We start from the raw sequence: 24,076 nt of genomic DNA on the forward strand, positions 1-24,076 counted from the left end.
CTATCAACCACCTGTCAATCAGTATGTCATGACGGAATTAGGCGAAACTTAGCTGGCTTTTTGACGGTAGATGAAATGCAATCCGGCGTGATCTGTCCTTGCTTGCAGGATAATTTTCCCGCCCATTTGTTCGGCGATACTGCGCACGATACTCAGGCCCAAACCACTGCCGTCTCCTGCTGAACCGGGAAGTCGGTAAAAAGGATCAAATACGCGCTCCAACGCATCGGACGGAATCCCTGGACCACTGTCTATCACTTCCAGCAGTACATCATTTCCTTCGCTGCGCACCAGCACGGTCACTTCGGAATGGTCCGGGCTGTAGCGCAGGGCATTATCCACGGCGTTGCGTAATAGGCTGTAAAAGGCAGCGGAACTACCCTGCACGCGCAAAGGTTGTTCGGCATCCATGCCAAAATCTATTTTTTTCAGCTCCGCCAGCGGATAAAGATCTTCCACAACCTGACGGGCTACGGCGGTCAGATCAACCGGTTCTATAGTGGAAACAACACTCTGCTGCCTGGCAAAACCCAGCAACTGATCCAACAAATGACGGGTCCGTTTCAAACCATCTTGTAGCGGCAGCAAACGTTTTCGACTTTCCTCAAGGGAATCCGCCCGCTCCAGATTTTGTACCTGGAGCGACAAGGCCGTTAAAGGTGTGCGTAATTCATGAGCGGCATCGGCAATAAAACGACGCTCCTTATCCAGCAACAGTCGAATCCTTTCCAGCAGGCGATTCAGGGATTGTACAAACGGGACAATCTCCTCGGGTACTTTTTCCACAGAAAGCGGCGTGGGTCGGTCGGCATTCTGCTGATCAACGGCCTCGGCCAAAGCATGGATCGGAGCCAGACTGCGGCGGACAATAATCCGCGCAAAAATCACCAACAACGGAATCAAAACCAACAAGGGCAACAGGGTCAAACGCGCGCTGGCAAAAGCCGCATCACTGCGCAGATCAGTAGATTGTGCCACGGCCAGTGCCTTATCTGGTCCCAGTCGCCGCACAAAAACCCGCCAATCCTGATCTTTGACAGCAACCGTATGAAATCCCTGTGACAATTGCGGGGGTAGCTGCAAGGGAGTATCCACTTTCCCACAATTTGATAAACACAACGGTTCAACGACGATACGCGCGTCCGGATCAATATCCACGTGACGTTGATCATAGCGGTAAGCATTCTGCCAGAGCTGAGGAGGGACCAGTGCAGCAATCTGTTGCAAGGAAGCATCCTGATATTCCTGGGCTTCATTCAGGGATAAAAAGAAAGCGGCCAAACCGGCCAGCAAGCCTGTACAGATAATGGCAATGCTCAGGCCAATGGACAATTGCCGCTGCAAGGATTTTTTCATAATGGACGCGAAACCATCCAGCCCGCACCACGCACGTTTTTGATGACCGCCGCACCGAGCTTCTTGCGCAAAGCATGTATCAGGAAATCAATGCTGTTACTTTCTATTTCTTCGCCCCAACCATATAGCCGTTCTTCCAGTTGTGCCCTGCTCAGTATCGCACCGGGGCGTAATAATAAAGCCTGCAGTAATGCGAATTCCCGACGGCTCAGCAGCACACTGACTTCGCCAAGCTGCGCGATATGGGTACTTAAATCAAGCTGCAAGGATCCGCTGCTGAGCACAGGCGACCCCTGTCCACCCTGACGACGGATAATGGCACGCAAACGTGCCAACAATTCATCCATGGCAAAAGGTTTGACCAGATAATCATCCGCCCCCAGGTCCAAACCCTCTATCCGGTCTGATAAGGCATCCCGGGCAGAAATAATAATAATCGGCAGATCACTACCTATTGCCCGGACACGCTGCAGCACCGTACAACCATCCAGTTTGGGCAAGCCCAAATCCAGAAGAATGGCCTGATATTCCTGATTGGCAATGGCTTGCAGGGCCGTTTCACCATCACGCGTCCAATCCACTGCATAAGCTGCATCCCGCAGCGCAACAGAAATGGCTTCACCAATCATTCGGTCGTCTTCAACCAGAAGAATACGCATTATTCAGTGATACCCCCACAAATACACGCAAAACCCGCTCCCAAGAACGGGTCAGATCCGATTAAAGGCTATAACGCATCAATCCGCATGGTCACCTTCAACCGAATTCTCCAAAATGGCGCCAGTCATGGCGTCAACACCTACTTCATGACTGACATGCCCCTTTTTGATCACGAAAGAATATCGTAATCCACTGCCGCCTTTCTCTTTCTCCAGCTCCTGATCGGTGATGCTACCTGGATATGTCCGTAAAGCCGTAGCACGTGCCTGGGCGATACTGATCTTCGCTTTACCAGCCAATTCCTGGCCGGTAAAAGCATAAGCGCCAAAACTAGACAAAAGTAAAACCCCGCCCACGATACCGCCAACCAACCGTATAGATATGCTCATGACTTTGCTCCTGTTACCTGCGTTAAATGACGGATGGATCCAATTGACCCTCTCCGTTTACGCACTATACAGCCCCGGAATTAGCCCAAAATTAGGGAATAAATATCCGCAAAATCCGTGGGGTACGTAACGCGTGTAGCAGAGCCATGGCAATATGACCCCACCAGTAAGCCCATACCAGATTGGCGATCAGAGAATGAATAGCATGAGGAATAGCATAGGCATCGCCGGGCTTAACGCCGCCAGCAGCATAAATCATCACAAACATCACAACCCCCGAAGCCCCCATGGCGGAAATAGCCAGAAGACCCAAACCATGGACCAGGCCCGGTAATCCGCCACGCATACCCGCCGGAGGGAAAATACCGCGTGTCGCACCTTGAATATCTTTGCCAATGCGCTGCAAATAAACCCCATGATAGGGAAACAGATGGGTACGTAATTGAGCGTTCATGGCAACAACCAGCCAGAACAAGATGATCACAATAGTACTGGCTATACCTACCCACATATGCGATACAAACAGAAAGTGCCGAAACGCTGAAATACCTATATGTTTCCAGATGGCTTTCATGTCCAGCTCGCTCATCAACTGAAAGGTGATGAACAGCGCTAAAAATATATGGAGCCACTTGACACTGCGTGGCCAAGGTAAGCTATCTGATCCGTGCATAAATGAAACCCTTTTTATAAAATGTCCAGTTGCTTGCTTAAAAAAAGACGACTTGCTTATGGCAAGTCGTGAATTATATCTATAAGCAGCAACCCGAAGTCTATCCCTCAATCATGTACAGGCTGATACACATAAACCGCATGCGCCTCACCCACAAAAACAAAAACCTTGTGGTTACTGGGATCTACCGCATTGTCCGTAGCAAATCGCTACACGAGGATGGAGAAATTTCCATCCCCGCTGTACAAAGGTTTTTAGAAGTCAGCAGAAATACTTCCATAGACGGTAAATGGTGCTCCGGGGAGAGCCAGCACCTGTCCCTGCGAATTTCCACCCAGCAAACCACCAGAAGTGACATACTCAAACGGATTATAATGATTGTTGGTCACATTCAGCATATCCAGGTTGAGCTTCACGTCTTTCAGCAGAGGTACCGATCCACGCGTAGAAATGACACTTTCCAGCCCGAGGTTCAGTGTGTCATAGGCAGGAATTTTCTGGCTGCTGGGCATAACCGTATTGTTATTCCACATATTCTGGGCACCGGTATAGGTGTACCAGATACTGGGGGACATCAGGATGCCATCCAGGAAGTAGCGATATTTGGCACCGATATTGAACGTACTCTCCGGGACGTTGGATACCGGCAAGCCCTGATAGCTGACGCCTCCCGTCGTATAGTGTGCAAATGTGGCTTTCTCGAAATTCAGGTTGGCAAAAACATGCACATTATAGAGGGGATCATCTTCCAGAGCGATATTTACACCCTGATAAATAGAATCGCCATCGGCGTCACCCAGATAATTTCCATTACCATCATAGGCAGCAACAAACTGATTACTGAAATGCAAATGATAAAAACTGAACATGGCGAAGAAATGATGCAGATAATCCGCATCATTAAAATGCATTTTTATGCCCGCATTATAGTCCGCACTGTGTTCAAGGTTATACACCGGCCGGATACTCTGGTAGAGACCACCACCACCGCCAACCTGCGGTTCTTTATAAGCCTGGGCATAACTTGCAAATACCGCCAACCACTGCAGCGGCTTCCAGTTGAAGTCCACCGAGGGTTCCACCTTGGTAAAGCTGCGATTGGAAGCAGGCAGTTTACCCTGATTGGTGCCTGTCGCTCCGGGAATATCTGCCCCCTGCGTATATTGGGTCTGGTAATTAATAAAGCGCACCCCCGGAGTAATATGCAGATTATGCATGGGACTGATGCGATCCTGCACAAATGCCGCCAGGTCCGTCTGGCTAAAAATATCATTCCGGTAGGAATGATTGGGGAGCGCAAGAGAACCACCATCCGCCGGATTATAAAAGGCGTTTTTGGTATTATATTGGCTATTCAGAAAGAATCCACCGAAGCTGACATCATTATAGGGGAGCTTGGCGGAAATCCATAGCTTGTCTCCATACACACTGTCATGAGGATTGTTGTATTCATAGAGATTGCTGGGATTACTCAAGCCGTAATTATTATAATGCTGATGCAAGCGATGGCCGTAGCGATACCAGATCATATTGTGCAAAGAAAAGGTTTTATCCAGCTTCTGATTCAGCTTGCTGTAAATCAACCAGGTCGTGTTGCTGTCATCCTTGTTCCAGATATCAAAAGGAATGGACGAATAAAATCCGGTCGTCTTCTGGCTATATAATGGCCCCGTTGCGGCACCGGTATAAGTAACGCCGGCAATAGGGTTGACCGGAACCGGAACCGGACGGTATCCAGACCCCTTGGCCAGATAGGCCCCCAATGAAAAATTTCCATCCGTATAGGTTTTTTTGGTTTTCAAAAACCAGGCATAATTGTAACTGGGATTCGTGAATCCATCGGGGCTCTGCCGATAACTGTTACTGGATCCTGCGCCACCCGCCATAATGGTTGACCAGCCGTCTATACTGCCAGTGCGGACATTGAACACAATATTCTTGGAATTATAGCTTCCGTAGGTCATTTTGATACTGGCGCCCGGCTGTGCCGTTGGCTGCAAAGGGACAAAGGCGATTTGGCCGCCAATGTTGTTATACCAGCGATTCACCGGATTACCCGGCCCGTAGGTGATACCAATTCCCTGTAAAATTCCCGTTTGTGGTACTTGCGGGCTTTCCCAAAGACCGGTGGACGGATTGACCATGGGAACGCCATCAAAAGTCACCGAGAGATTACCGGCATCTATGACACTCCCGCCAAAACCACCCCAGCCCTGACTGATTCCATTGACACTAATGGATGTTTTGGTGGAACCGGTATTCCCGTATCCCGTCACGTTCACGCCCGGTGCGTAGGCCAGTGCCTGGGCACTGCCGCCCACGGGTCCTGCGGCTGCAATTTGTTGCTTGTTCAGCACCTTTATGGACTGACCGGAGTTAAATCGGTGTTTTTGGGTTAATGAATGAACCCCCCTGCTACCCAGAAATGATTCAGAGGCAGCGGCCGCATTGACCTCTCCCACATTCACCGCTGTGTTGTTCTGACTGCTCAAGGTGGCAGCGGTGATGGTATCCGCCATGGCATCAGTAACCGTCAACAACATACCACCAGTTACAAGGGCCAGCACCAAAGGACGTAACAATACGGATTTACTCATTATTTTGTTTCTCCCTGTTTTATGTAAGCGTTAAGGACTGAGCCAGCCCTTGGTTTTGCAGCCGCACAATGTATCAGGGAAAAATGACAAGCAGATGACAATATGATGACGATATTATGACTATTTTCACCATGAAGCAGAGCATATTGAAACAACAGCGCGCAACATGACATGCCACTCCTGACTTCTTCCAGAAACGACCCAAGAACAGCAGATTGTCATAATAATGTCATATAAAGCAGCTACCATATAAGGATTAACGGGTTCTTACCCACAAACCAGTTTATCCAAAATGCAGGACCATACACATGTTTTCACCCTCTATACTCCCCTTCATCTCCGCTCATCTGCACTGGATCATGATGGATGGCCTCGCCTGGTTACATTTGCCCACAGCAAAAGGCGTGTTCAAAAGTGATCCGGATATCGTGGTGTTGTCACTGGAACGAGATGCCCATGAAACCAACCTGTTGCAAACTATAAACTTTAATACCGCTTATATAGTACAGACTGCGAAATCTGCTCTGGACTTCGAGAAAATAGTAAACCACTCAAATAAGCTGGTCGTCATCACCAATGGCTGGAATGATGAAATCAGGGAAATGCTCTTGGTTTTACAAAAAAATTATGGGTCAAATCTATCATTTTTGGTAATGGTTGAGGCTCAAAATGCCTTATTGGGCCATCTTGCCGAGGATGCCATAAAATCTGGAGCCCAAACCTTCATTCCCTGGAGCCTGGGTACTGCGCCTCTATTAGCCTATCTGCACAGGTTACTTGAAAAGGTTCCCTCGACAGACTTCAGCGAAGCAGATCGGACCGCATCTATTCACATTTCGATTAATCATAAGGCTCGGATAGTCAACGTCGATGATCAAAAAATCTATCTCCCCAGCAATCTGTACACCCTTTTCTGCTGCATGGTTCAGAATCCTGGCGAGGCATTGTCTTACCAGCAACTTACGCAAGCGCTGAAAAATGGCAGAAAAGTGTTTATTGCCCCCAACACGCTGGTCGTAAAGGTATATCGGCTAAGACGCCTGTTTGAACATACCGGTTTACATCACTGGATGGAAACGGTTCCAGGGTTCGGATATCGCTATAGTGGCCCCCAAATACACATACTGGATTAGCGGCATCGGCAGAGCCTTGACCCTCAAGCCAACTCAAATGTTTACCGTGAGCTGATCAGGCGGCTTCAGGCATCGCCGTCTCCCCTGCGCTGGGCACGGGGAGTGAAGTACACCCAGGCTGCCAGAAACAGAAAGGCAATGATATAAATATTGGTGGTGCCCAGTACATCGCCTTTATTGGCCGTACTGCCGGGCAGATAAGGCGCACCCCAACCCTCGGCCGTCGTCCATACCCCGAAACTGTAGGCAATACCCACAGGAATAATCCAGCGCATACCGCGTCCGATGAGCAGGAAAAAAGCGATGATACTTTCCATGATGGCGGCGACATAACCGAAGAGCACTGGCCCTACCAGGTTGATCACGGCTATCACCAACGATATGTAGGCGGCAATCCAGGCGGGCTCTCCCGGAAGCGCCTGCTGCAAATAAGTCACGGCATTGTGCAGAAAATACGGTTGCCACTTCCAGAATGCATCAAAAGCCCAAAGCAGCCCGAAAAGAATACGGGCAGTGTGCATGGCCGGCGCATATAAAGGCTTATGCGGCACATTGCTCAAACTCAGACCTTCCCAGCTTCGGGACCAGATCACATAAACAAAACACAGCGCATAAATGATCGCCGTGCCCGGATCTGTAGCCCCTTGGGTATAGGGTCCGCCAAAACCACCCACCGTACTCCACAGCCAGAGGTTATACAGCACCCCCACCCCGGCCAGAAAGGGCAAGCCCAGCCCGGTGATCAGGGAAACCGCCAGAATGGCATCCAGCCCTACGGTTCCATAAGCCACAGCCTGTGGCCCTATGTGCTGCACAAGATTCGCCATCCAATGTCCATATTGGATAATCCAGTCAGGTTGTCCACTCACCCAGTCCGCGTTGAAACTCCCCAGAAAGTGGGCTGTATAAGCTGGATTAAATTGTAACCAGGTGTTGATCAGCCAGATCAGGCCAAAAACGATACGAACAACGCCAAAAGCCAATCGGCGTTTATGTTCCATGGTCATTGAGGTTTTCATAGCATCTCGGAATAGGCGCATCAAAAGGGGATTCATTGTATGCATATTCTCAAAAAGGTCAAAATAAGGCTTATTCTGATCACGCCTAAATCTTCCTCATATCAGCCAGCAAGTTGTTATGATGACTAAACCAGAGTATTTTCCCCATATTCTGGTTTACTGAATTTCGACCTCCTCCCATGAAAATTCTGGTTATTGAAGACGAAGCTAAAACCGCTGCCTTTCTCAAAAAAGGATTCAACGAGCTAGGCTATGTGGTGGATGTTGCCGACAATGGTGTGGACGGTCAGCACCTCGCCGAAATCGGCGAATATGCAGTGATTGTGCTCGATCTGATGTTGCCGCAGAGGGATGGCTGGTGGGTTCTTCAGGAAATCCGTAAACGGCATCCCGATCAGCCGGTCATTCTGCTGACCGCCCTGGATGCCGTAGCCCAGCGCGTGGAAGGTTTGCGCCAGGGCGCGGACGACTATCTGGTGAAACCCTTTGCTTTTTCAGAATTACTAGCCAGAATTCACAGTATTTTGAGGCGGAGTCATGTGCGTACGGACGAGATTATTTATTACGCCGATCTGGAAATGGACCTGCTCCGCCACAAAATCTGGCGGGCCGCCACACCCATTAACCTGGCCCCTCAGGAATTCCGCCTGCTGGCCTACCTCATGCGCTTTCCCGGCGAAGTGCTAACCCGCACCCGCATTGCCGAACAGGTCTGGGACATGCATTTTGAAAGTGATAGCAATGTTGTGGACGTCGCCATCCGCCGCCTGCGCCGAAAAGTCGATGATGCCTTTGCGGACAAATTGATCCATACCTTGCGGGGAGTTGGCTATGTTCTTGAGCTACGCCAATAAAACCTTACTCAGTCTGGGGCGCTCCATGGCGCTCCGACTCACGCTGTGGTACGCCCTGTTAAGCACCCTCCTGATTGCGGTGGCAGGTGCCGCCCTGTACTGGATTCTGGCGGAACAATTACGTGCGGCCGACAGCCAGATCCTCACCAGTAAAATCCATGCAGTACACACGGCCATCCGCAACAGCACGGACAACTTTTCCGAACTCCGTCACGAGACGCAGCTGGAGGCCAGCACTATCCGTGGGGTGTACATCTGGGTGACGCGATCTCAGGAAGGGATCATTGCCCGGGGTCGCACTTATAACCCCCTCCTCGACAGCAACAAGCCCTTTGATCGCCAACCACAGGCTTTTCAACCCGAACAATGGCACTGGAAAGTTAAAAAACACGAACATTTTCAGGTGATGGCACAGCGCTTTGCAGGCAAGCCAGCCAGTATCATTTACGTGGCTATCCGCATCAGTGAAAGGGAGCACTTTCTGGCTTTTTATCGTTACGCACTAGCTTTGTCGATTGTTTTTGCACTGCTTATTGCCATAGTGGCGGGATATTTGATTGCCCGACGGGGATTGCGCCCTGTCCACCAATTAGCAAGCATGGTGGACGAACTCAGTGCCAGCCAGTTACATCGCCGCATTGCCGGAAAAAACTGGCCCAGCGAACTCGCCACACTCGCTGAAAATTTTGACCAGCTACTGGAAAGGCTGGAAGACTCCTTTGCCAGGATTTCCCGCTTCTCGGCAGACATTGCCCATGAGTTGCGCACGCCCATCCATATTTTACGCGGTGAGGGCGAACTGGCGCTTTCCAAGACCCGTAGTGTTCTCGAATATCAAGCCTGTATCGCCTCCGCCATGGATGAATATGAACGCTTGTCGCGCATGGTCGATGCCCTTTTGTTTCTGGCCCGAGCAGAACAGGAGCATAACGTGCTGGATAAGCAACAGCTGGACATTCATCAGGAAATGGCTTCTCTTTGCAGTTTTTATCAGGCTATGGCAGATGAACAGGATGTTACCCTGCACAATGATACTCAGGGATCCATCACAGCAAACTCTGATCTCCTGCGTCGCGCCGTCAGTAATCTGCTGAGTAATGCCCTGCGTCATACGCCAGCGGGTGGCAGCATCCGGATTCACAATGAATGGTCCCGCGAGCAGATCCAATTGATCATCAGCGACACCGGTTCAGGCATTGCCGATGCAGATATTGACCGGGTGTTTGACCGCTTTTACAGCGCAGATGCAGCACGCATGCGCCGTGGACAAGGAACAGGGCTGGGACTGGCCATCGTCCAATCCATTATGCATCTGCATGGGGGTAAGATCCGCTTAAAAAGCGTTCCCGGTAAAGGTACGACGGCCATTTTGTTTTTTCCGATAATTTCCATGGATAATAATGGTGGCAACATAAGATGACGATTTGGTCATCTTGCGGTCATCTTCTGGACATACAGCAATGTCATAATAAAAAAACCACTCTACTCATAACCACATTTTGCAGATAGTCGAGAAAAAATGCTTTTTCAATTTACCCCGGATAATCGTCGCTCTGCTGCCAAAAATTGGCTACTGGCTTTAAGCTTGGGCTGCATATCTATTGGCGCCCATGCGGCCCCCCTGACGCTCAACCAGGCTATTAACAGCGCCCTGCATAATCAGGCGACCGTTCAGGCAAGCCGGCATCAACTGGAAGCGCAGCAAGATCTCCGTCGCAGTGCCGAAGCCCGACTGCTACCCGCTCTTTCCCTGAATGCGGCCACTATCTGGACCCAATCCCGCGCCGGTCAGCCTGTTTTTGTCAGTGCCAATGGCGCACGGGAAATGCTCGGGCAAATTCGTTTGAATGTTCCCATTTATGCGCCGCAAACCCGGGCACTCAGCAAACTGAGCAAAGATCAGGTCACTATTGAACACTTTCATCTGCTGCAAACCCGCCTGGCAGTGGCCGCACAAGTGAGTATGACCTATTACCGGCTGGCTCTGAGTAATAATATGATTGCAATCTGGCGACGCGCCCGCGTTGCTGCCAGGCAAGTATTTCAAGCCACCCAGGATGGTTATGCTGCGGGTACCCGTTCCCGCCTGGCGCTGAAGCAGGCGCAACTGAATGTGCTGCGCCTCCAGAGCAAACTGAAACAAACCCTGGCCCAAAGTGTGGCCATACGTCAGGTTCTGGCCTTACAAACAGGGCTCAGAAGCCATTTACCAGCACTGGCAAAAGTCAGCAGCCCACTCAAGCCGTTACCCGATTTATCCAAAATCCAGAGTCGAGCCATGCAGGCGCAACCCTTACTCCGAGCAGCAGATGCGCAAATTCAGGCGGCACACGCCCAATTGCAATTCCATCAAAGTGCCCGCTTACCGGTATTGAGTGCCAACGCCGCTTACGGAGTCGATACGGCGACCATACCTCATAGTGCGCAGTTAGGTTGGCAGGCCAGCCTCAGCCTGCAGATGCCCATTTTTGGCTTTGGTCGTAACCGCGATCAGATTGCGGCAGCCCAAGAACAGGTTGCGGCATTGCAGGCCGCTAAATCTGCTCTGCAAATGCAGATCCGCAGCCGTCTGGCACAGGACGCCGGGGCCGCCCGGGCGGCTCGCATTGCCCTGAAAGATGCCGGGAAAATCGAACACAGTGCTCAGGCGGTGTACGCCATGACCCGCAAGGGCTATCTGGCCGGTGCCGAGAGCGCATTAGCCTTGCAACAAGCTGAAGATGCCTGGGTCCAGGCTCAACTGCAGGCTAGCAACGCGATGATTCGCGCCCGTTTAAGTCGCACACAACTGGTTCTGGACAGCGGCGTCCTGCCGGAACAGCTTGCATCCTCAAGATAATTCAATCATGGAAGCTTAACTGCATGATATTAGCAACACGTTTTTATCGGGTAACACTACCTTACTGCTTCCGCATTTTTTCAGGTGTTCTGCTCCTCTTGAGTGTTCAGAGCGCCTGGGGAGCGGCCATACCCGTGCGGACGGCTCCGGTCAGGGTAAGTGCTGCCATTCAGCAAAGCGCCCTGCTGGCCCGGGTTGAAAGTCATGGTGCCGCCACTTTGACCGCACCGGTTACCGGACGCGTCCTCGGTCCGCTGCTCCCCGATGGACCCGTAGCAGCCGCAACGATCATCGCCAGGATCGCGGCACCCGGGCTGCAGAGCAGCATCCAGACCGCCCAAAAACAGATCGCCTTTTCACAAGGTCAGTATTTGCGCGATCAGAAATTGTATCAGGATGGCGTCATTGCCCAACAAAATGTCGCGGCCAGTCGGTTGACGCTGGCAGAGGCGCAATCGCATCTGCGCATTTTACAGGCGCAGGCCGCCCAACAAACCCTCAGCGCGCCCTTTGCGGGCAGCTTACATTACCTGGTTCCGGCAGGGGCCGTAGTCAATTCCGGAACAGCCATTGCGACTCTGGATGGTCGCGGAAAACCCTGGGCACAGGCCTATGTCACCCCCTCCCTCGCCCGCAACTTACGCCCCGGAAGCACCGTCGTACTGCACGGTGCCGACTGGCACGGCCTGGGACACGTCCGTTCCATAGGACAAAGCGCCCGCCATCTGGGACTGGTGTCCGTCTATATTGATCTGCCCGCACAAAGCCAGGCGTTGCCCGGCGAATGGCTGCAGGCAAAAGTACAGCAAGTTCAAGGCCACGCCTTCCAGATTCCTACCGCCGCTGTGGTGATGCATGCCGCACAGATCGAGGTGTTTGTTATCCGCAAAGGCAAAGCCATGGCTGTTCCTGTACATATTGTTGCCAGTCAGGCTGGACAAAGTTGGGTACAGGGCGCTCTGCAAACAGGCGAGCAGGTCATCATCAGCGCCAATGATCGCTTGATCAGCGGCACCCCGGTACAAGAGCGACAACCATGAGGGCATATCTGCATTTTCTCTGGAGCAATCGCTTCAGCCTGTTGCTCAGCGCATTATTATTGCTGGGTGCAGGCTGGTTTGCCCTGCAGAATCTCCCGGAAAGTGTCTTTCCGAACGTCAATTTTCCAAGAGTGGCCGTCCTCGTCAATGACGGCAGCCTGCCCGTCAAGTTCATGGAAGTGGAGGTAACCAAGCCCCTGGAAGCGCTGGCAAAAGGTCAACCAGGGGTGCGCCTGGTCCGCTCTCAAACCGGTAACGGCCTGAGCAAGCTCAATATTTATTTTGAACCAGGAACCAACCCGCAAACCGCATACCTGATGCTGCAAGCACGCCTGGCTCAATACCGCCTGCCCGCCGGTGCGCAACTGCGGGTGATCCGCATGGCGCCCTATACCTATCCATTTGCTGAATATGCCCTGGTGTCCAATCAGCAGAGCAGTTCGGCAATGATGCCCACTTTTGCCTTTAAGATAAGACCGGCTCTACTGTCCATTCCCGGGGTATATCAGGTGCAGGGCACCGGTCGCGGCTGGCCGCAGGTGCATGTGGACCTCGATCCGGCACGGTTAGCGCAGCATCACCTCAGTGCCCAGCAGGTCATCAACACCTTGCAATCCGCCCAAGGTCCATTTTTTTCAGGGATTCTGCACGCCTATCATCAGCAGTTGATTCTGGCGACGACAGCACGGCCTGAAAACGATCAGACGTTGGCCGCCTTGACCCTGCCACTGGGGCCACCCGATGCTTCCGGTGCCCGCACTCCGCTGGCCTTGGGCGCCCTGGGTCGGGTGCATACCGGGCCGCCCCCGCTGCTGAGTGAAGCAGCCGTGCCCGGTTATCAACACGCCCTGATCATTGACGTACTTTCACAGTCCGGCGCCAATGACGTCAGCGTCGCCCACGCCGTGCAAACACGTCTGAACTCCCTGCGGAAACATCTCCCCCCGGGCGTCCATCTGGTACCCATTTATGATCTCAGCCACCTGATCAGTCACAGCCTGCGCGATGTCTGGATTGCCCTGGGGCTCGGCAGCCTGATTGCCTGGCTGGTCGTCTTGGCCTTTCTGGGACGTTTAGACGGAGCTCTGGCGACTTTGGCCGTAGTACCTCTGGCACTGGCTGCCACTTTCCTGGTCCTGCACATGCTCGGATATGGCCTGAATATCATGACTCTGGGGGGAATAACCGCAGCTATTGGTGCTTTGGTAGACCATGCCATCGTCGTGGTCGAACGCGGTCTCCATGGCCTGCAAGGGAAAACTTCGCAGCGTCGCCAACTGGCGTTGCGCCGCAGCGCCAGTATTTTACCATTGATGAGTCTCGCCACCCTCACCTCCTGTCTGGTATTTCTGCCTCTGCTCTTCTTATCCGGCACCCTGGGGCTACTGTTCCGTCATATGGCCTTGGCCATCGTCATTGCCCTGCTGGCATCACAACTGGTGGCCTTGCTGGTCACACCGATTCTGACCGCGTGGCTCGCCGGTCGTGTGACCTCACCTTCCCGACGTTTACACCATGCGGAGCGCTGGGTGCGCCGGCACTACAGTCAATGGCTCATCGCCGGGATGCGCCGCCCTTATTGGGCCATTTTTCCCGTCGCCATACTGGCAGGGGCCGCCGGATTGGCACTCATGGTCCTACCGACCGCGTTTCTCCCACACTGGGATGAAGGCATTATTTCTGTACCCTATCGCACCCAGGTGGGCAGCAGCGTTGCCGAAACCACCCGGATCGGCCGCGCTTTCATGCAGGTAGCACTGCACAATCCCAATGTGCAGCGTGCGTCCCTTATGGTCGGCCGTGGTTTCGAGTTCCGGCATGCACCTGCCAACAAAGGTGCCATCACCATCGTCCTCAAACCGGATCATCCCGACAGCACCGAAACCGTAATGGCAGAACTGCGCAAACAATACCGCAGCATGGCCCCCAATCTGATCGGACTGTCTTTGCATCAGACCATGATTGTCCGTCTGGGAAACCTCTCGGGCGCACACGCCCCGTTGGTTATTTATCTGTTCGGCTCCGCTTCCAGCGTTTTGCGTGGTGAAGGCGTACGGCTGGCTGCCGCCCTGAAAAACAGCCATGATTTTGCATCAGTCAACTTCAAGTCTCCATCGGCAGGGCCTGAGTTGGAAATCACCCCCACGCCCATGGCCGCACTTTATGGCATTACCCCGCCGGATATTGCCGATCAGCTCAAGACCCGTTTCTGGGGAAGACAAGCGGGATTTTTGCTGCATGGCGAACAAATACTGCCTATTCGCGTTAAACTGGCGGGGCAGCCGCAGACCCCGCAGACCTTGTCCGCGCTGCCTATCCAACTGCCCAATGGGGCCATGACCTCTCTTTCCAGCATTGCTTCCCTGCACATTCAAGGTGCCATTCCCTTTGTGACCCATCAGAATCTGGTGCCTGATGCCTATATGTGGTTACAACCAAAGCCGGGAGAAGGTCTGGCCCAGGCTGCCCTTCAGGCCAAAAAAATCATCACCCAAATGCACTTGCCCGGCAACATCACCCCGGTACTGGGGGGTTACTATCGCCAACAGCGTCAAAGCTTTCAGCAGATGGCGCTGATTCTGGCCGGCGCGCTGGGTTTACTGCTGATCCTGCTGGGATTTCAGTTCAGTAGTCAACGCGCCGCCGTAGCGGCGCTTCTTTCCATCGCCCTGGCAGCACCTGGCTCCCTGCTTTTGTTGTGGATTTGTGGATTAGAGCTCGACAGCACGGCTTTTCTGGGCGTATTGCTGGTTTTTGCGATTGCCGTCAACAATGTCATTCTGATTTTTGCACGTGCCCGCCAACTCGGGGGTGCCCATCCCCGCCCGGCTTTGGTGGCCTTTGCGGCACGACAGCGCCTGCGCCCCATTCTCATGACCATGCTCGCGGATGTTTTCGGGTTTTTACCTCTGGCTATCGGCATTGGTCATGGCACTGATTTACTGAAGCCTTTGGCCATTGCGGTCATGGGTGGGTTGCTACTCTCGATATTCATGTCCTTGTGGCTGGCTCCCGTACTGTATAGCGCCTTCATGACGCAGCAGTCAGATTCGTTCAAATCGAAATCTTGATCAGCAAATAACTCAACAATGATAAACAGACCAACAAAGACAAGCCATAAAATCCATATAATTTATGGTGGGGATGATAGGCACCATGCTCCACCTGATAAACGGTGAGCATAAATCCACCGAGTCCAACAGCAATATTAATAATCCCTAATATCAGGAAAATAATGCTCATTCCTGAAAAACTCGCGTGCAACGTAATCACCCGGTGCATCATCAGCGCCAGCTTGGTCAGAAAAAAATCAAACTTTTCCATCACAAAACCGAAAATCACGATACTGATCCCGGTTCTGATCCAGGAAAGAAAAGTGCGCTCCGCCGAAAAATAAATACGTGGATCCTGAATTTCTTTTGCAGTGACCGGGGCTCCCCGATTGATATAACGCAGATCATGCACAAAAAAATAAAATACCATAAACAATAAGATCAGCACCGGCCAGGTCAAAAGCTTATACAAATCCTGGAAAAATGGAATCAGCCCATAAAAATGCAAAGCAGCCAGTAACAAGATCATTTTTTTGGAAAGAATACCGGTACCAAAGGCTATAAACAGAAATTTCAAGTAAGACAGGTAGGTTCTTTCCATGCTCAGATAAAGCCTGGGCTCGCGCACACTGGGCAGGTGTTTTAGCAGCAGCATATTATCTGGCGAGCCTTTGGGCCATGGTCATGATTCCATCATTATCTAAGGAGCAACTGGAGGAACTTTATTACCAAATTGACGCATATATACACGCATGGTTTTATCTGCTACAGACTCACGAATAGCCAGATAAAATACGCTGAGAGCCAAAACCGCCAAGGCCCCCATGCTGGGGAAAAATGCCAAATAACCCAGACCGCCAAGATCTTTGGGTCCAATCCAACTGATGGCCCACATCCCTATAAAGTAGGGAAATATCCACCACATATATTGCCAGCCCATTTCTGCCCAGCGACCTTTTCGAAAAATTCCAGTAAGCGCATAAATCGCTAATAACACAAATAACGTAATAAAAATAAAGTTCAGCGTGCGCAAACCTGACCAGTAAACAATCCAGGTAGATACCACAAAGGCGATAGGGGCCAGCACCGGTGCCCCCCACAAACGAAATGAACGCTCCAGATTCGGCATGGCCTTGCGAATCTGAATCAGGGCAATGGGCCCGATAGAGTACGAAAGCACCGTCATGGAGGCAATATATCCGACCATTTTCTGCCAGGATGGGAAAGGCAGAAAGAATATAATGCCGACGAAGAATAAGAGAATAAGTGTCACCCAGGGAACGCCATGCCGATTGATTTTATTCAGCCACCTGGGGGCTGCGCCGGTTTCAGCCGTAGCCAAAGTGACCCGTGCCGCAGTAGTCGTGTAAATCAGCCCGGTACCTGCGGGCGAAATAAAAGCATCCACATACAGTAATGTCGCCAACCAACCAATCCCCACCGCCGCTGCCAAGGCCGCAAAGGGACCATTCACCCCCTCGAAATGCAAATGCACCCATCCATCTTTAGCAATATCCGCAGGATTCACCGCACCGAGAAAGGCCACCTGAACGGCGATGTAAACTGCCGAAGCAATCAGCACCGAACCGACAACCGCAATAGGCACATCCCGCTTGGGATTTTTACTTTCCCCGGCCAAATCTATGGCATGACGAAAACCCAGCAAACTGAATATGACCCCACCGCTGGCAATCGCGATAAACATGCCATGCACATCCGTCAAGGTATTGTGGGCGCGCACATGAAAGTTTCCAGGATGCCAGGCCACCACAATCAACATCACCGCCGTTAATAAAGGAATACCAATTTTCCACCAGGTCGCCGCATTATTGACTTTAAGTACCCAGCCAATCACCATGAAATTGGTGACCACAAACAAGCCGAGCATAATCACGGCAATCAAAAATCCAAAACTACTCAGCAAATCCGTATGCGGCTGCAACAGACCCGGATAATAATTGTTGGCATAGGTCAATACGGCCGTCACTTCCAGAGGGGCGATGGAAGCGTAGGAAAGAAATAAAATCCAGCTCCACATATGCCCGACAATAGGTCCATTGCCAACATGAGCCAGATGAACCACCGCCCCGGCACGCGGAATCATGGGTGCCAACTCGGCAAACACCAAGGCCAACAAAAGAATGGCCGCCGCCCCGAGAATCCAGGAACCAATGGCCAATGGCCCTGCCATTTGCGCCGTGAACAAGGGCCCGAATAACCAGCCAGAGCCAATAGATGCACCTACACAAGCTAATATCAGGCCAACAAGTCCGCCTTCACGTTTTAGCGCATTTTTTTGAGAAGTGTCGGATTTCCTGGACACAGGCATGTTCGAACCTCCTGATTAAAAAATATGACAAAAAATTGCAGCTGGACAAATGGTATTTATTTTTATAATAAAAAATGTTGAATATAATTTTTTATATTTATCTCATATTTATATAAAAAAGTCAATTTTTATATAAATTGCAGTACGAAGAAGTATTCTAATTTATCATGCTGATGCGCAAAAAAGTCGAAAACGCAACGGCAAGACGTAAGGGGACCTCTTTGCTCCCCTGTGATGCCCATTTCGAGTCCCAGCCTGACGTATCGCTGTTCTCCAATGAACAAGATCACACGGGTTCTGACTGATTATGGGTTTCCTGTGAAAGCGGGAATTTCTGCACTGGTTGCGCGCCGATCCACTGGCGGCGGAAGACAACCTGGCACAGGAGGACACAACGCGCTTTACACAGGTTGTTTTTTTTTATATCTAGGCTAGATAACGCTTCGAGTAACGAGGAGAGCTTGTATGGCAACAGCACTAGGAAAAAAGACGGCGGTAAAAGAGGCGAAGACCTACGACTTCGTCTGGGAAGCTACCCTGCCCGGCGCCAAGGACAAAAAGAAAGGCGAAATGAACGCTGCCAGCGCCAATGTGGTGCGGGCTTCCCTGCGCAAGCAGGGGCTTGTACCGGTTACCATCCGCAAAGTTCCGCAGCCCCTGTTTGGCGAAAAAGGCGTCAAGGAAGCCCAACTGGTCGTCATGGTCCGCCAGCTTTCCACCATGATCAACGCCGGAGTACCGTTGGTACAGGCTTTTGAATTACTGATTACCGCCACCCAGGGCGCAGCCATGAAAAAATTGCTCAAGGGTATTCTAAAGCATCTTAAAGAAGGCGAGTCTCTTTCGCAGTCTATGGCGCATTTCCCCAAATATTTTGACCGCCTGTTTGTCTCCTTGATAGCCGCCGGTGAACAAGGCGGTATTCTCGACACCATTTTGCTGCGTCTGGCCGAATACCGCGAAAAAACCCTGGCCCTCAACAAAAAGGTCAAATCCGCCATGTTTTATCCGGCAGCCATCATTACCGTCATGCTGGTAGTGGTGGTAATTTTGATGATTTTCGTGATTCCGGTATTTTCGCAACTGTTCAGCAGCTTTGGGGCCACCCTGCCCCTGCTCACCCAGATTGTCATCAACATTTCCAACTGGATGAAAAGTCACTGGTATATTGTGGTGCTACTGCCCATTGCCGCCGTCTGGCTGTTTATTTTCACCTACAAGCGCAGCCTGCCCTTCAAAACCGTCATTGACCGGATTTCCCTGAAAATTCCGGTGCTCGGTGACATTTTATTGAAAGGCGCTGTCGCCCGCTTCATGCGTACCCTGTCCACCATGCAGGCGGCAGGGGTGCCTATTCTGGAAGCCTTGGAAACTCTCTCGAAAGTTTCCGGCAATGTGGTCATTGAAAAAAGCGTCTTAAGGTCCCGTAATGACGTCGCCGCCGGTGGTCGTATCAGCACCCGCCTCAAAACCGATGGCGTCTTTCCCATCATGGCCACGCAAATGCTGTCTATTGGCGAAGAAACCGGCGCCATCGAAACCATGTCCGCCAAAGTCGCCGACTTTTACGAAAACGATGTGGAAGAATCCGTGAATCGCCTCTCCACCCTCATGGAGCCCATGATCATGGTGGTGCTGGGTGTGATTGTCGGCACCCTAGTCATTGCCATGTACATGCCGATCTTCAAGATGGGCGCAGTGGTGACGCATGGGGGGTAAACATTGGGTTCAGCCTCCCCATCAACGGGGTATGACCTTAGTGGAATTAGTCGTGCTCCTCGCCATCATCGGCATTTTGGCCAGTATTGCGATCCCCTTTTATGGTTATCAGGTTTCTCAAGCCAAACAAGGTACGGCACTTGCCAATAGCAAGGCGGCTATTGCCCAATTATACGTAACAGCACTGACCGACGAAGGTGCCAATCTAACCGTGACGCCTTCTGCTGGCAAGAGCGCGACAACACTGACGATCAGTGCTTTGGGCAGCGATCGATATTATCAGACTTATCACTTGCCGTCGGGAAATACACTGTATCTGAACAACCAGGTGCTGAGCTGCTTATCACTCAATCCCAAAGGGATTCCCGTTACGACTCCGGCGTGCTCCATCCTGCCGCAGACAGTCAACACGGTCCCTCCTTTGAACTGGAGCATACGCAATGCCACTGGCGAGACGGTTTCCTTTGAATAATAGTCAAGAACAGGGCTTCAGCCTCACGGAGGTCATGATTGCTGCTGCCATATTTGTCATTGCAGCGGTGGGTATTGCCGCCATTCTGGTACGCTCCAACCAGCAAATCATCACAGCAGAACAGGTACTCAATACCCAGCAATATGGAATGACGAACAGTTCTAATGCCAATATCAGTGCGGCGACTATTTCCTCCCAGATTCAGGGCGTCACAACAACCTCTGTATCAGTCAGTATTACCGTTCCTCCGCCGGGGCAATCATCCAGTTGTAGCGGCGGGTTGATAGGTATCGTGGGGACTGTGGTGACCAATCTGGCCCAATTTCTTCTGGGAGCCAGTTATACGCCCGCATCGGGGGCAACGCCGGTCTCCTCAACAGTTTCGGTGCAACTGCAGTCTATTCAACAGCCCTCTTCATCACAAAATTCGTCACAAAACAATCTCGCCTGGTGGTTGCCGTGAATAAACCCACTCACGCCAGCACATTTCATCTGGAAGCGGGCCTGTCTTTGATTGAAATCCTCATTGCCATGGCTATTGCGGCCATTCTCAGCGTGGGCGTCTTCACCACCATGTCTGCCGCCTACCAGAATCAGATCACGGCCCACTATCTGACCCAGCGCGTTATTCAGACCGAGATCATGAAAGCCGCCCTGAACACGACTTTGGCCAACGCCGGCAATGCGGACGCCATCACTTTTTCAGCGGCAACAATATCTTCTTCAACCCCGGTACAACCTTTCAATCTGTTCGGCCTCATCGGCAATCTGTTGTTCGGAACCTGCAATACCGGTTTGATTAGCGGTATTTATAGCGATGTTACGAACTTTCTGGATACCCTCCTTTTGGGCCAGCCCAGCAGCACTAACGGCAATACCACCACTACCAGCAGTACCATAGCTTCCATTACCGGACTAAACATCAGTCCGGACTCTGCAACTTTTGGCTGGTATACGAATAATAGCGGGGTCCCTGTCGCCTGTACCGGAACGCTGACAATTACCGGGGGCATCATGCTCTACGCAGTGACGGGTGGTACTGCCTGTACCGGCAACGAATCTGCCTCAGCCATTACGGATTACCCGGTGGGTAATGGCTGGTCTTTTTCTGGTCCCGTCAGTAACACCGCCTGTATGGGTCTTGGGTTTCCTGATAATGGTGCTAATGCCCTGATTGCCGTAAAAGCAGCGGCCCGTGGACTTTCCCAGACAATGGTGAGTGTATGTGTACCTCAATGAATCATAAAGTCAGATCGCAAGAAAACATGCCTGTCAGCAACGGAGAGTCTGGAGCAGTTTTATTGCTCAGTGTGATTGTTCTGGCAATTTTATTGGGTTTTATTGCCTGGAGTACCTTATCCACCACTAAAACAGCCCTGACCAGCGCATACCAGATGAGTAATGATAATCAGGCTCGTGTCGCCGCACTGGTGGGGGTTTCTGCATTGACACAATATGCTAACGATATTTATCAACACCCTGACGATGCCAGCAATGGCTCATCGAATTGTACCCAGGGTGGGGGTTTACTGGGGGGGCTTTTAGGTGGACTCTGCAATCTTACAACAGGAGTTGTTTCCGGGTTGCTGGGCAGTGCCGGAACCAGCACGCCGATACCCAACGGTGGCAATGGTGGCGTGGCAGTTTACATGCACGCCGGGACAATGGCACAAGCCACACTAAGTAATACGGCGCCTTTTCTTGGAGCCACTGTCAGCGCATACGTGCTCAGCAATTCCTTTATGCCAGCAGACTCCCTTAGCAATCCCCATACGGCATCAGCTCCAGGCTTGATTACCATCGTATCCCAGGGTGCCAGTGGGCACGCGCGTGCGACTGCAGTTGCGGTGCTTGGGTTGGGACCTTCCGGTAGTTCTACGGGGAGTATTCAGGGGAATGTTCCTGTAAACCTGAGCGGGAATACCACATTCAGCGGAAGTATAAACCTTATTGGCGGGTCAAATAGCAGCCTTTCAACCAAAGGGACCTTAGGGAGTTCCGGTAGTTTTTCTGGATTCAACACGATCATATCCACGCAATCAATGACTTTGAGCGGCAGCAGTGGTTCTGGTAATCTATTTTCCGATCAAAGCATAACCATCACTGGTTCTGGCAATTATGGCTCTCTCAAATCGCTTGAGAACGTGACCATCGGTGGCAGTGTGAATGCCCAGATCATTCAGACAAACGGTACCACGACGCTCAACTCCAGTTCAAAAGTGAGTACGATAACGTCTATTGGTGATGTAACGTTGCAATCTGGAACATCGGTAAGCAATCTATCTACCCAGGCTAACGTATCTGCTACTAATGCCACGGTAGGGACAGCTAATGTTCAAGGTAATTATAGTGAGTCTAGTAATGGTTCAGCCGCGAGCGGCGATGTTGGCGGATCTATTTCATTTCCCAGTTCGAATCTCAACGTAAATCTCACCCACACACCGGGGTTGCAAGTTCCCATAACTCCACTAACCGCCGCAACCCTATCGTCACCAGCAGTGAACGCTGTTGCCATGAAGAGTCTAGCTAATTATGCTTTCACTCCACCGCCAAGCGATTCAGTAAATGGGATATCCGCCACTGTACTCGTGAATAATGTCAATGGCATCCCCAATGGTACTTACTATCTTTATGATAGTGGTGGAACCAACGATTACTTGGTCACCAGCAATACACAACCATCAACATTCATCAATGCCTATAAAATAGGCAACGGTTACAGTGCCTATAATTCCGATATCAATTATAGTAACGGGACGTGGAAGCTGGAAGGAAATACTGGGTCGACATCAGACATTGCCCCCGGTGTATTGTGGTTTTCGGGCAACGTTAACGTCGCGGATGGAACCTATTTTAACAGTATCATTGCAACCGGTAATATAACAACAGCCGGTCAGAGCCGGGTTTATGCTGTCAACTATGCGGGCGGCACTACGCCTCCAGAAAATGTATGCACGAATACCGGGTACAGTACCGGTGGAGTTTTAGGCATTGGGGCAACCACTATCAATCCTTCTAACTTTTGCGGTACGTCTTCCACATCGACCTTCAATCCTGCGTCAGTAGGAAATATTGCTCTACTCGCTGGCGGAGATGTAAGCCTTGGGGCCAGCATTGTCGTATATGGAGATGTCATTGCTGGAGATGTCATCAACACCAGTGGCAGTACAACAATTTATGGATACTTGACGTCAGCGGGTATGGATAGTGGAACAAACTCATTCGGTGCAAGTACTACCGTCAACGTACAGAATCTACCTTCAACATTCACCGCAACGGTTCCACCCACATGGAGCAGTACGGCACCAGCTTCATCCACCGCATCTTCTTTAGTTCTGCGTTCACTGTATTGGGAGTGAGTAAAATCAATTCGCTTGTTGCCTCGTTGTTGGTAACCAAGGTTGTATGGTGGACCCGCAAACCGGGTCAGCAGACTGTGTGGCAGATAGCAGGCTACTTCTGCCTTCCACAGAGACGTCTCATGGGAAAGTCCTGCCGCCACCAGTCCAGCAGCGTCGCAGGGTGCGTCCGGGCACGTTGAGCAGCGCACAAACCGCCTGGGCACCCGGTGTTCTGGCGGTCAGCCGACCAGCCATCAGCAGGATCACCAGGGCCAGATAGACCCGGCGCCCGAAAAACCGTACAGAAGGAGAGGTTCTGCGCTTGCGGCAGTGACTACAGCAGAAACTGAAACGCGAGGCGTACGCTATTCTGATATCCCGTAAACAGCCTCTGGGCTTGCGCGGATAGTCTGCCCGATGCCACTTCCCGCCACAGTCACAGCGGGTGGTCCTGGTTTCTTCGGCAAGGGCTTCATCTACGCGGTACAACCACTGAAATATTTTGGGGTCCTGCAGGAGGTTATGGCACACTATTGAGGTCCTTATTCTTGGTCAAAAAAAGTGACACTCCCCCAATAGGCGCTTTTGTTCAAGTTCTTTGA

Annotated in this window: 20 protein-coding genes; 11 read left to right on the forward strand and 9 right to left on the reverse strand. The window is 51.5% G+C overall.

Annotated elements, in window-relative coordinates; all coding sequences use genetic code 11:
• Positions 1-48: 48 nt before the first annotated feature.
• The 5 genes from HJG40_RS05460 to HJG40_RS05480 all read right to left on the reverse strand — a co-directional run bounded on the left by HJG40_RS05460 (position 49) and on the right by HJG40_RS05480 (position 5,675).
• Positions 49-1,356 (reverse strand): sensor histidine kinase, encoded by a 1,308-nt coding sequence (locus tag HJG40_RS05460; protein WP_215863248.1) that lies wholly within the window; start codon positions 1,354-1,356, stop codon positions 49-51.
• On the reverse strand, positions 1,353-2,015 hold the full coding sequence (locus HJG40_RS05465; RefSeq protein ID WP_215863249.1) for a response regulator transcription factor: 663 nt from the start codon (positions 2,013-2,015) through the stop codon (positions 1,353-1,355). The genes HJG40_RS05460 and HJG40_RS05465 overlap by 4 nt, the downstream gene beginning before the upstream one ends.
• A gap of 78 nt (positions 2,016-2,093) precedes the next feature.
• Positions 2,094-2,405, reverse strand: coding sequence for a PepSY domain-containing protein (locus tag HJG40_RS05470; RefSeq protein WP_215863250.1), 312 nt, complete (start codon positions 2,403-2,405; stop codon positions 2,094-2,096).
• 91 nt (positions 2,406-2,496) lie between these two features.
• The gene (locus HJG40_RS05475) at positions 2,497-3,078 is read right to left on the reverse strand and encodes a cytochrome b/b6 domain-containing protein (protein ID WP_215863251.1); all 582 of its coding nucleotides are present in this window, start codon (positions 3,076-3,078) and stop codon (positions 2,497-2,499) included.
• A gap of 254 nt (positions 3,079-3,332) precedes the next feature.
• Positions 3,333-5,675, reverse strand: coding sequence for a TonB-dependent receptor (locus HJG40_RS05480; protein ID WP_215863252.1), 2,343 nt, complete (start codon positions 5,673-5,675; stop codon positions 3,333-3,335).
• A 308-nt stretch (positions 5,676-5,983) separates the two neighbouring features.
• Between HJG40_RS05480 and HJG40_RS05485 the strand changes: the two genes are divergently transcribed.
• On the forward strand, positions 5,984-6,808 hold the full coding sequence (locus tag HJG40_RS05485; RefSeq protein WP_215863253.1) for a winged helix-turn-helix domain-containing protein: 825 nt from the start codon (positions 5,984-5,986) through the stop codon (positions 6,806-6,808).
• A 65-nt stretch (positions 6,809-6,873) separates the two neighbouring features.
• On the opposite strand, the gene HJG40_RS05490 is transcribed toward HJG40_RS05485, so the two are convergent.
• Positions 6,874-7,815, reverse strand: coding sequence for a hypothetical protein (locus HJG40_RS05490; RefSeq protein ID WP_226857218.1), 942 nt, complete (start codon positions 7,813-7,815; stop codon positions 6,874-6,876).
• Between the two features lie 191 nt (positions 7,816-8,006).
• Between HJG40_RS05490 and HJG40_RS05495 the strand changes: the two genes are divergently transcribed.
• The 5 genes from HJG40_RS05495 to HJG40_RS05515 all read left to right on the forward strand — a co-directional run bounded on the left by HJG40_RS05495 (position 8,007) and on the right by HJG40_RS05515 (position 15,631).
• On the forward strand, positions 8,007-8,681 hold the full coding sequence (locus HJG40_RS05495) for a heavy metal response regulator transcription factor (protein ID WP_215863255.1): 675 nt from the start codon (positions 8,007-8,009) through the stop codon (positions 8,679-8,681).
• On the forward strand, positions 8,659-10,101 hold the full coding sequence (locus tag HJG40_RS05500) for a heavy metal sensor histidine kinase (RefSeq protein WP_215863256.1): 1,443 nt from the start codon (positions 8,659-8,661) through the stop codon (positions 10,099-10,101). The genes HJG40_RS05495 and HJG40_RS05500 overlap by 23 nt, the downstream gene beginning before the upstream one ends.
• A 99-nt stretch (positions 10,102-10,200) precedes the next feature.
• Entirely contained in the window at positions 10,201-11,520 is a 1,320-nt protein-coding gene (locus HJG40_RS05505) for a TolC family protein (RefSeq protein WP_215863257.1), read from the forward strand.
• A 23-nt stretch (positions 11,521-11,543) separates the two neighbouring features.
• The gene (locus tag HJG40_RS05510; protein ID WP_215863258.1) at positions 11,544-12,560 is read left to right on the forward strand and encodes an efflux RND transporter periplasmic adaptor subunit; all 1,017 of its coding nucleotides are present in this window, start codon (positions 11,544-11,546) and stop codon (positions 12,558-12,560) included.
• Positions 12,557-15,631 carry an efflux RND transporter permease subunit gene (locus tag HJG40_RS05515; RefSeq protein WP_215863259.1) on the forward strand — a complete coding sequence of 1,025 codons (3,075 nt, stop codon included), beginning with the start codon at positions 12,557-12,559 and terminating at the stop codon, positions 15,629-15,631. The genes HJG40_RS05510 and HJG40_RS05515 overlap by 4 nt, the downstream gene beginning before the upstream one ends.
• Here the strand turns inward: HJG40_RS05515 and HJG40_RS05520 are convergent.
• Entirely contained in the window at positions 15,615-16,268 is a 654-nt protein-coding gene (locus HJG40_RS05520; protein ID WP_215863260.1) for a YidH family protein, read from the reverse strand. The two genes, HJG40_RS05515 and HJG40_RS05520, sit on opposite strands and share 17 nt — an antisense overlap.
• A gap of 45 nt (positions 16,269-16,313) precedes the next feature.
• On the reverse strand, positions 16,314-17,942 hold the full coding sequence (locus tag HJG40_RS05525; protein ID WP_215863261.1) for an APC family permease: 1,629 nt from the start codon (positions 17,940-17,942) through the stop codon (positions 16,314-16,316).
• Between the two features lie 465 nt (positions 17,943-18,407).
• Here HJG40_RS05525 and HJG40_RS05530 point away from each other — a divergent pair, with 465 nt between their 5' ends.
• The 5 genes from HJG40_RS05530 to HJG40_RS05550 are packed head-to-tail and all read left to right on the forward strand — an operon-like array spanning position 18,408 to position 23,492.
• The gene (locus HJG40_RS05530; protein WP_215863262.1) at positions 18,408-19,661 is read left to right on the forward strand and encodes a type II secretion system F family protein; all 1,254 of its coding nucleotides are present in this window, start codon (positions 18,408-18,410) and stop codon (positions 19,659-19,661) included.
• Positions 19,651-20,133, forward strand: coding sequence for a type IV pilin protein (locus HJG40_RS05535; protein WP_215863263.1), 483 nt, complete (start codon positions 19,651-19,653; stop codon positions 20,131-20,133). Before HJG40_RS05530 ends, HJG40_RS05535 begins: the two co-directional genes overlap by 11 nt.
• Positions 20,126-20,596, forward strand: coding sequence for a prepilin-type N-terminal cleavage/methylation domain-containing protein (locus HJG40_RS05540; RefSeq protein WP_215863264.1), 471 nt, complete (start codon positions 20,126-20,128; stop codon positions 20,594-20,596). Before HJG40_RS05535 ends, HJG40_RS05540 begins: the two co-directional genes overlap by 8 nt.
• A complete protein-coding gene (locus HJG40_RS05545) occupies positions 20,593-21,372 on the forward strand; it encodes a prepilin-type N-terminal cleavage/methylation domain-containing protein (RefSeq protein WP_215863265.1) in 780 nt (259 codons plus the stop codon). The genes HJG40_RS05540 and HJG40_RS05545 overlap by 4 nt, the downstream gene beginning before the upstream one ends.
• A complete protein-coding gene (locus tag HJG40_RS05550) occupies positions 21,369-23,492 on the forward strand; it encodes a beta strand repeat-containing protein (RefSeq protein WP_215863266.1) in 2,124 nt (707 codons plus the stop codon). Before HJG40_RS05545 ends, HJG40_RS05550 begins: the two co-directional genes overlap by 4 nt.
• A 120-nt stretch (positions 23,493-23,612) precedes the next feature.
• On the opposite strand, the gene HJG40_RS05555 is transcribed toward HJG40_RS05550, so the two are convergent.
• The gene (locus HJG40_RS05555) at positions 23,613-24,005 is read right to left on the reverse strand and encodes a hypothetical protein (protein WP_226857220.1); all 393 of its coding nucleotides are present in this window, start codon (positions 24,003-24,005) and stop codon (positions 23,613-23,615) included.
• Positions 24,006-24,076 lie beyond the last annotated feature (71 nt).

Source organism: Acidithiobacillus concretivorus (genome assembly GCF_018853445.1).
GTDB lineage: Bacteria > Pseudomonadota > Gammaproteobacteria > Acidithiobacillales > Acidithiobacillaceae > Acidithiobacillus > Acidithiobacillus concretivorus.

Coding starts and splice junctions, on each gene's coding strand:
- HJG40_RS05460 (WP_215863248.1), bottom strand. CDS start 1,356: ATGAAAAAATCCTTGCAGCGGCAATTGTCCATTGGCCTGAGCATTGCC.
- HJG40_RS05465 (WP_215863249.1), bottom strand. CDS start 2,015: ATGCGTATTCTTCTGGTTGAAGACGACCGAATGATTGGTGAAGCCATT.
- HJG40_RS05470 (WP_215863250.1), bottom strand. CDS start 2,405: ATGAGCATATCTATACGGTTGGTTGGCGGTATCGTGGGCGGGGTTTTA.
- HJG40_RS05475 (WP_215863251.1), bottom strand. CDS start 3,078: ATGCACGGATCAGATAGCTTACCTTGGCCACGCAGTGTCAAGTGGCTC.
- HJG40_RS05480 (WP_215863252.1), bottom strand. CDS start 5,675: ATGAGTAAATCCGTATTGTTACGTCCTTTGGTGCTGGCCCTTGTAACT.
- HJG40_RS05485 (WP_215863253.1), top strand. CDS start 5,984: ATGTTTTCACCCTCTATACTCCCCTTCATCTCCGCTCATCTGCACTGG.
- HJG40_RS05490 (WP_226857218.1), bottom strand. CDS start 7,815: ATGACCATGGAACATAAACGCCGATTGGCTTTTGGCGTTGTTCGTATC.
- HJG40_RS05495 (WP_215863255.1), top strand. CDS start 8,007: ATGAAAATTCTGGTTATTGAAGACGAAGCTAAAACCGCTGCCTTTCTC.
- HJG40_RS05500 (WP_215863256.1), top strand. CDS start 8,659: ATGTTCTTGAGCTACGCCAATAAAACCTTACTCAGTCTGGGGCGCTCC.
- HJG40_RS05505 (WP_215863257.1), top strand. CDS start 10,201: ATGCTTTTTCAATTTACCCCGGATAATCGTCGCTCTGCTGCCAAAAAT.
- HJG40_RS05510 (WP_215863258.1), top strand. CDS start 11,544: ATGATATTAGCAACACGTTTTTATCGGGTAACACTACCTTACTGCTTC.
- HJG40_RS05515 (WP_215863259.1), top strand. CDS start 12,557: ATGAGGGCATATCTGCATTTTCTCTGGAGCAATCGCTTCAGCCTGTTG.
- HJG40_RS05520 (WP_215863260.1), bottom strand. CDS start 16,268: ATGCTGCTGCTAAAACACCTGCCCAGTGTGCGCGAGCCCAGGCTTTAT.
- HJG40_RS05525 (WP_215863261.1), bottom strand. CDS start 17,942: ATGCCTGTGTCCAGGAAATCCGACACTTCTCAAAAAAATGCGCTAAAA.
- HJG40_RS05530 (WP_215863262.1), top strand. CDS start 18,408: ATGGCAACAGCACTAGGAAAAAAGACGGCGGTAAAAGAGGCGAAGACC.
- HJG40_RS05535 (WP_215863263.1), top strand. CDS start 19,651: ATGGGGGGTAAACATTGGGTTCAGCCTCCCCATCAACGGGGTATGACC.
- HJG40_RS05550 (WP_215863266.1), top strand. CDS start 21,369: ATGAATCATAAAGTCAGATCGCAAGAAAACATGCCTGTCAGCAACGGA.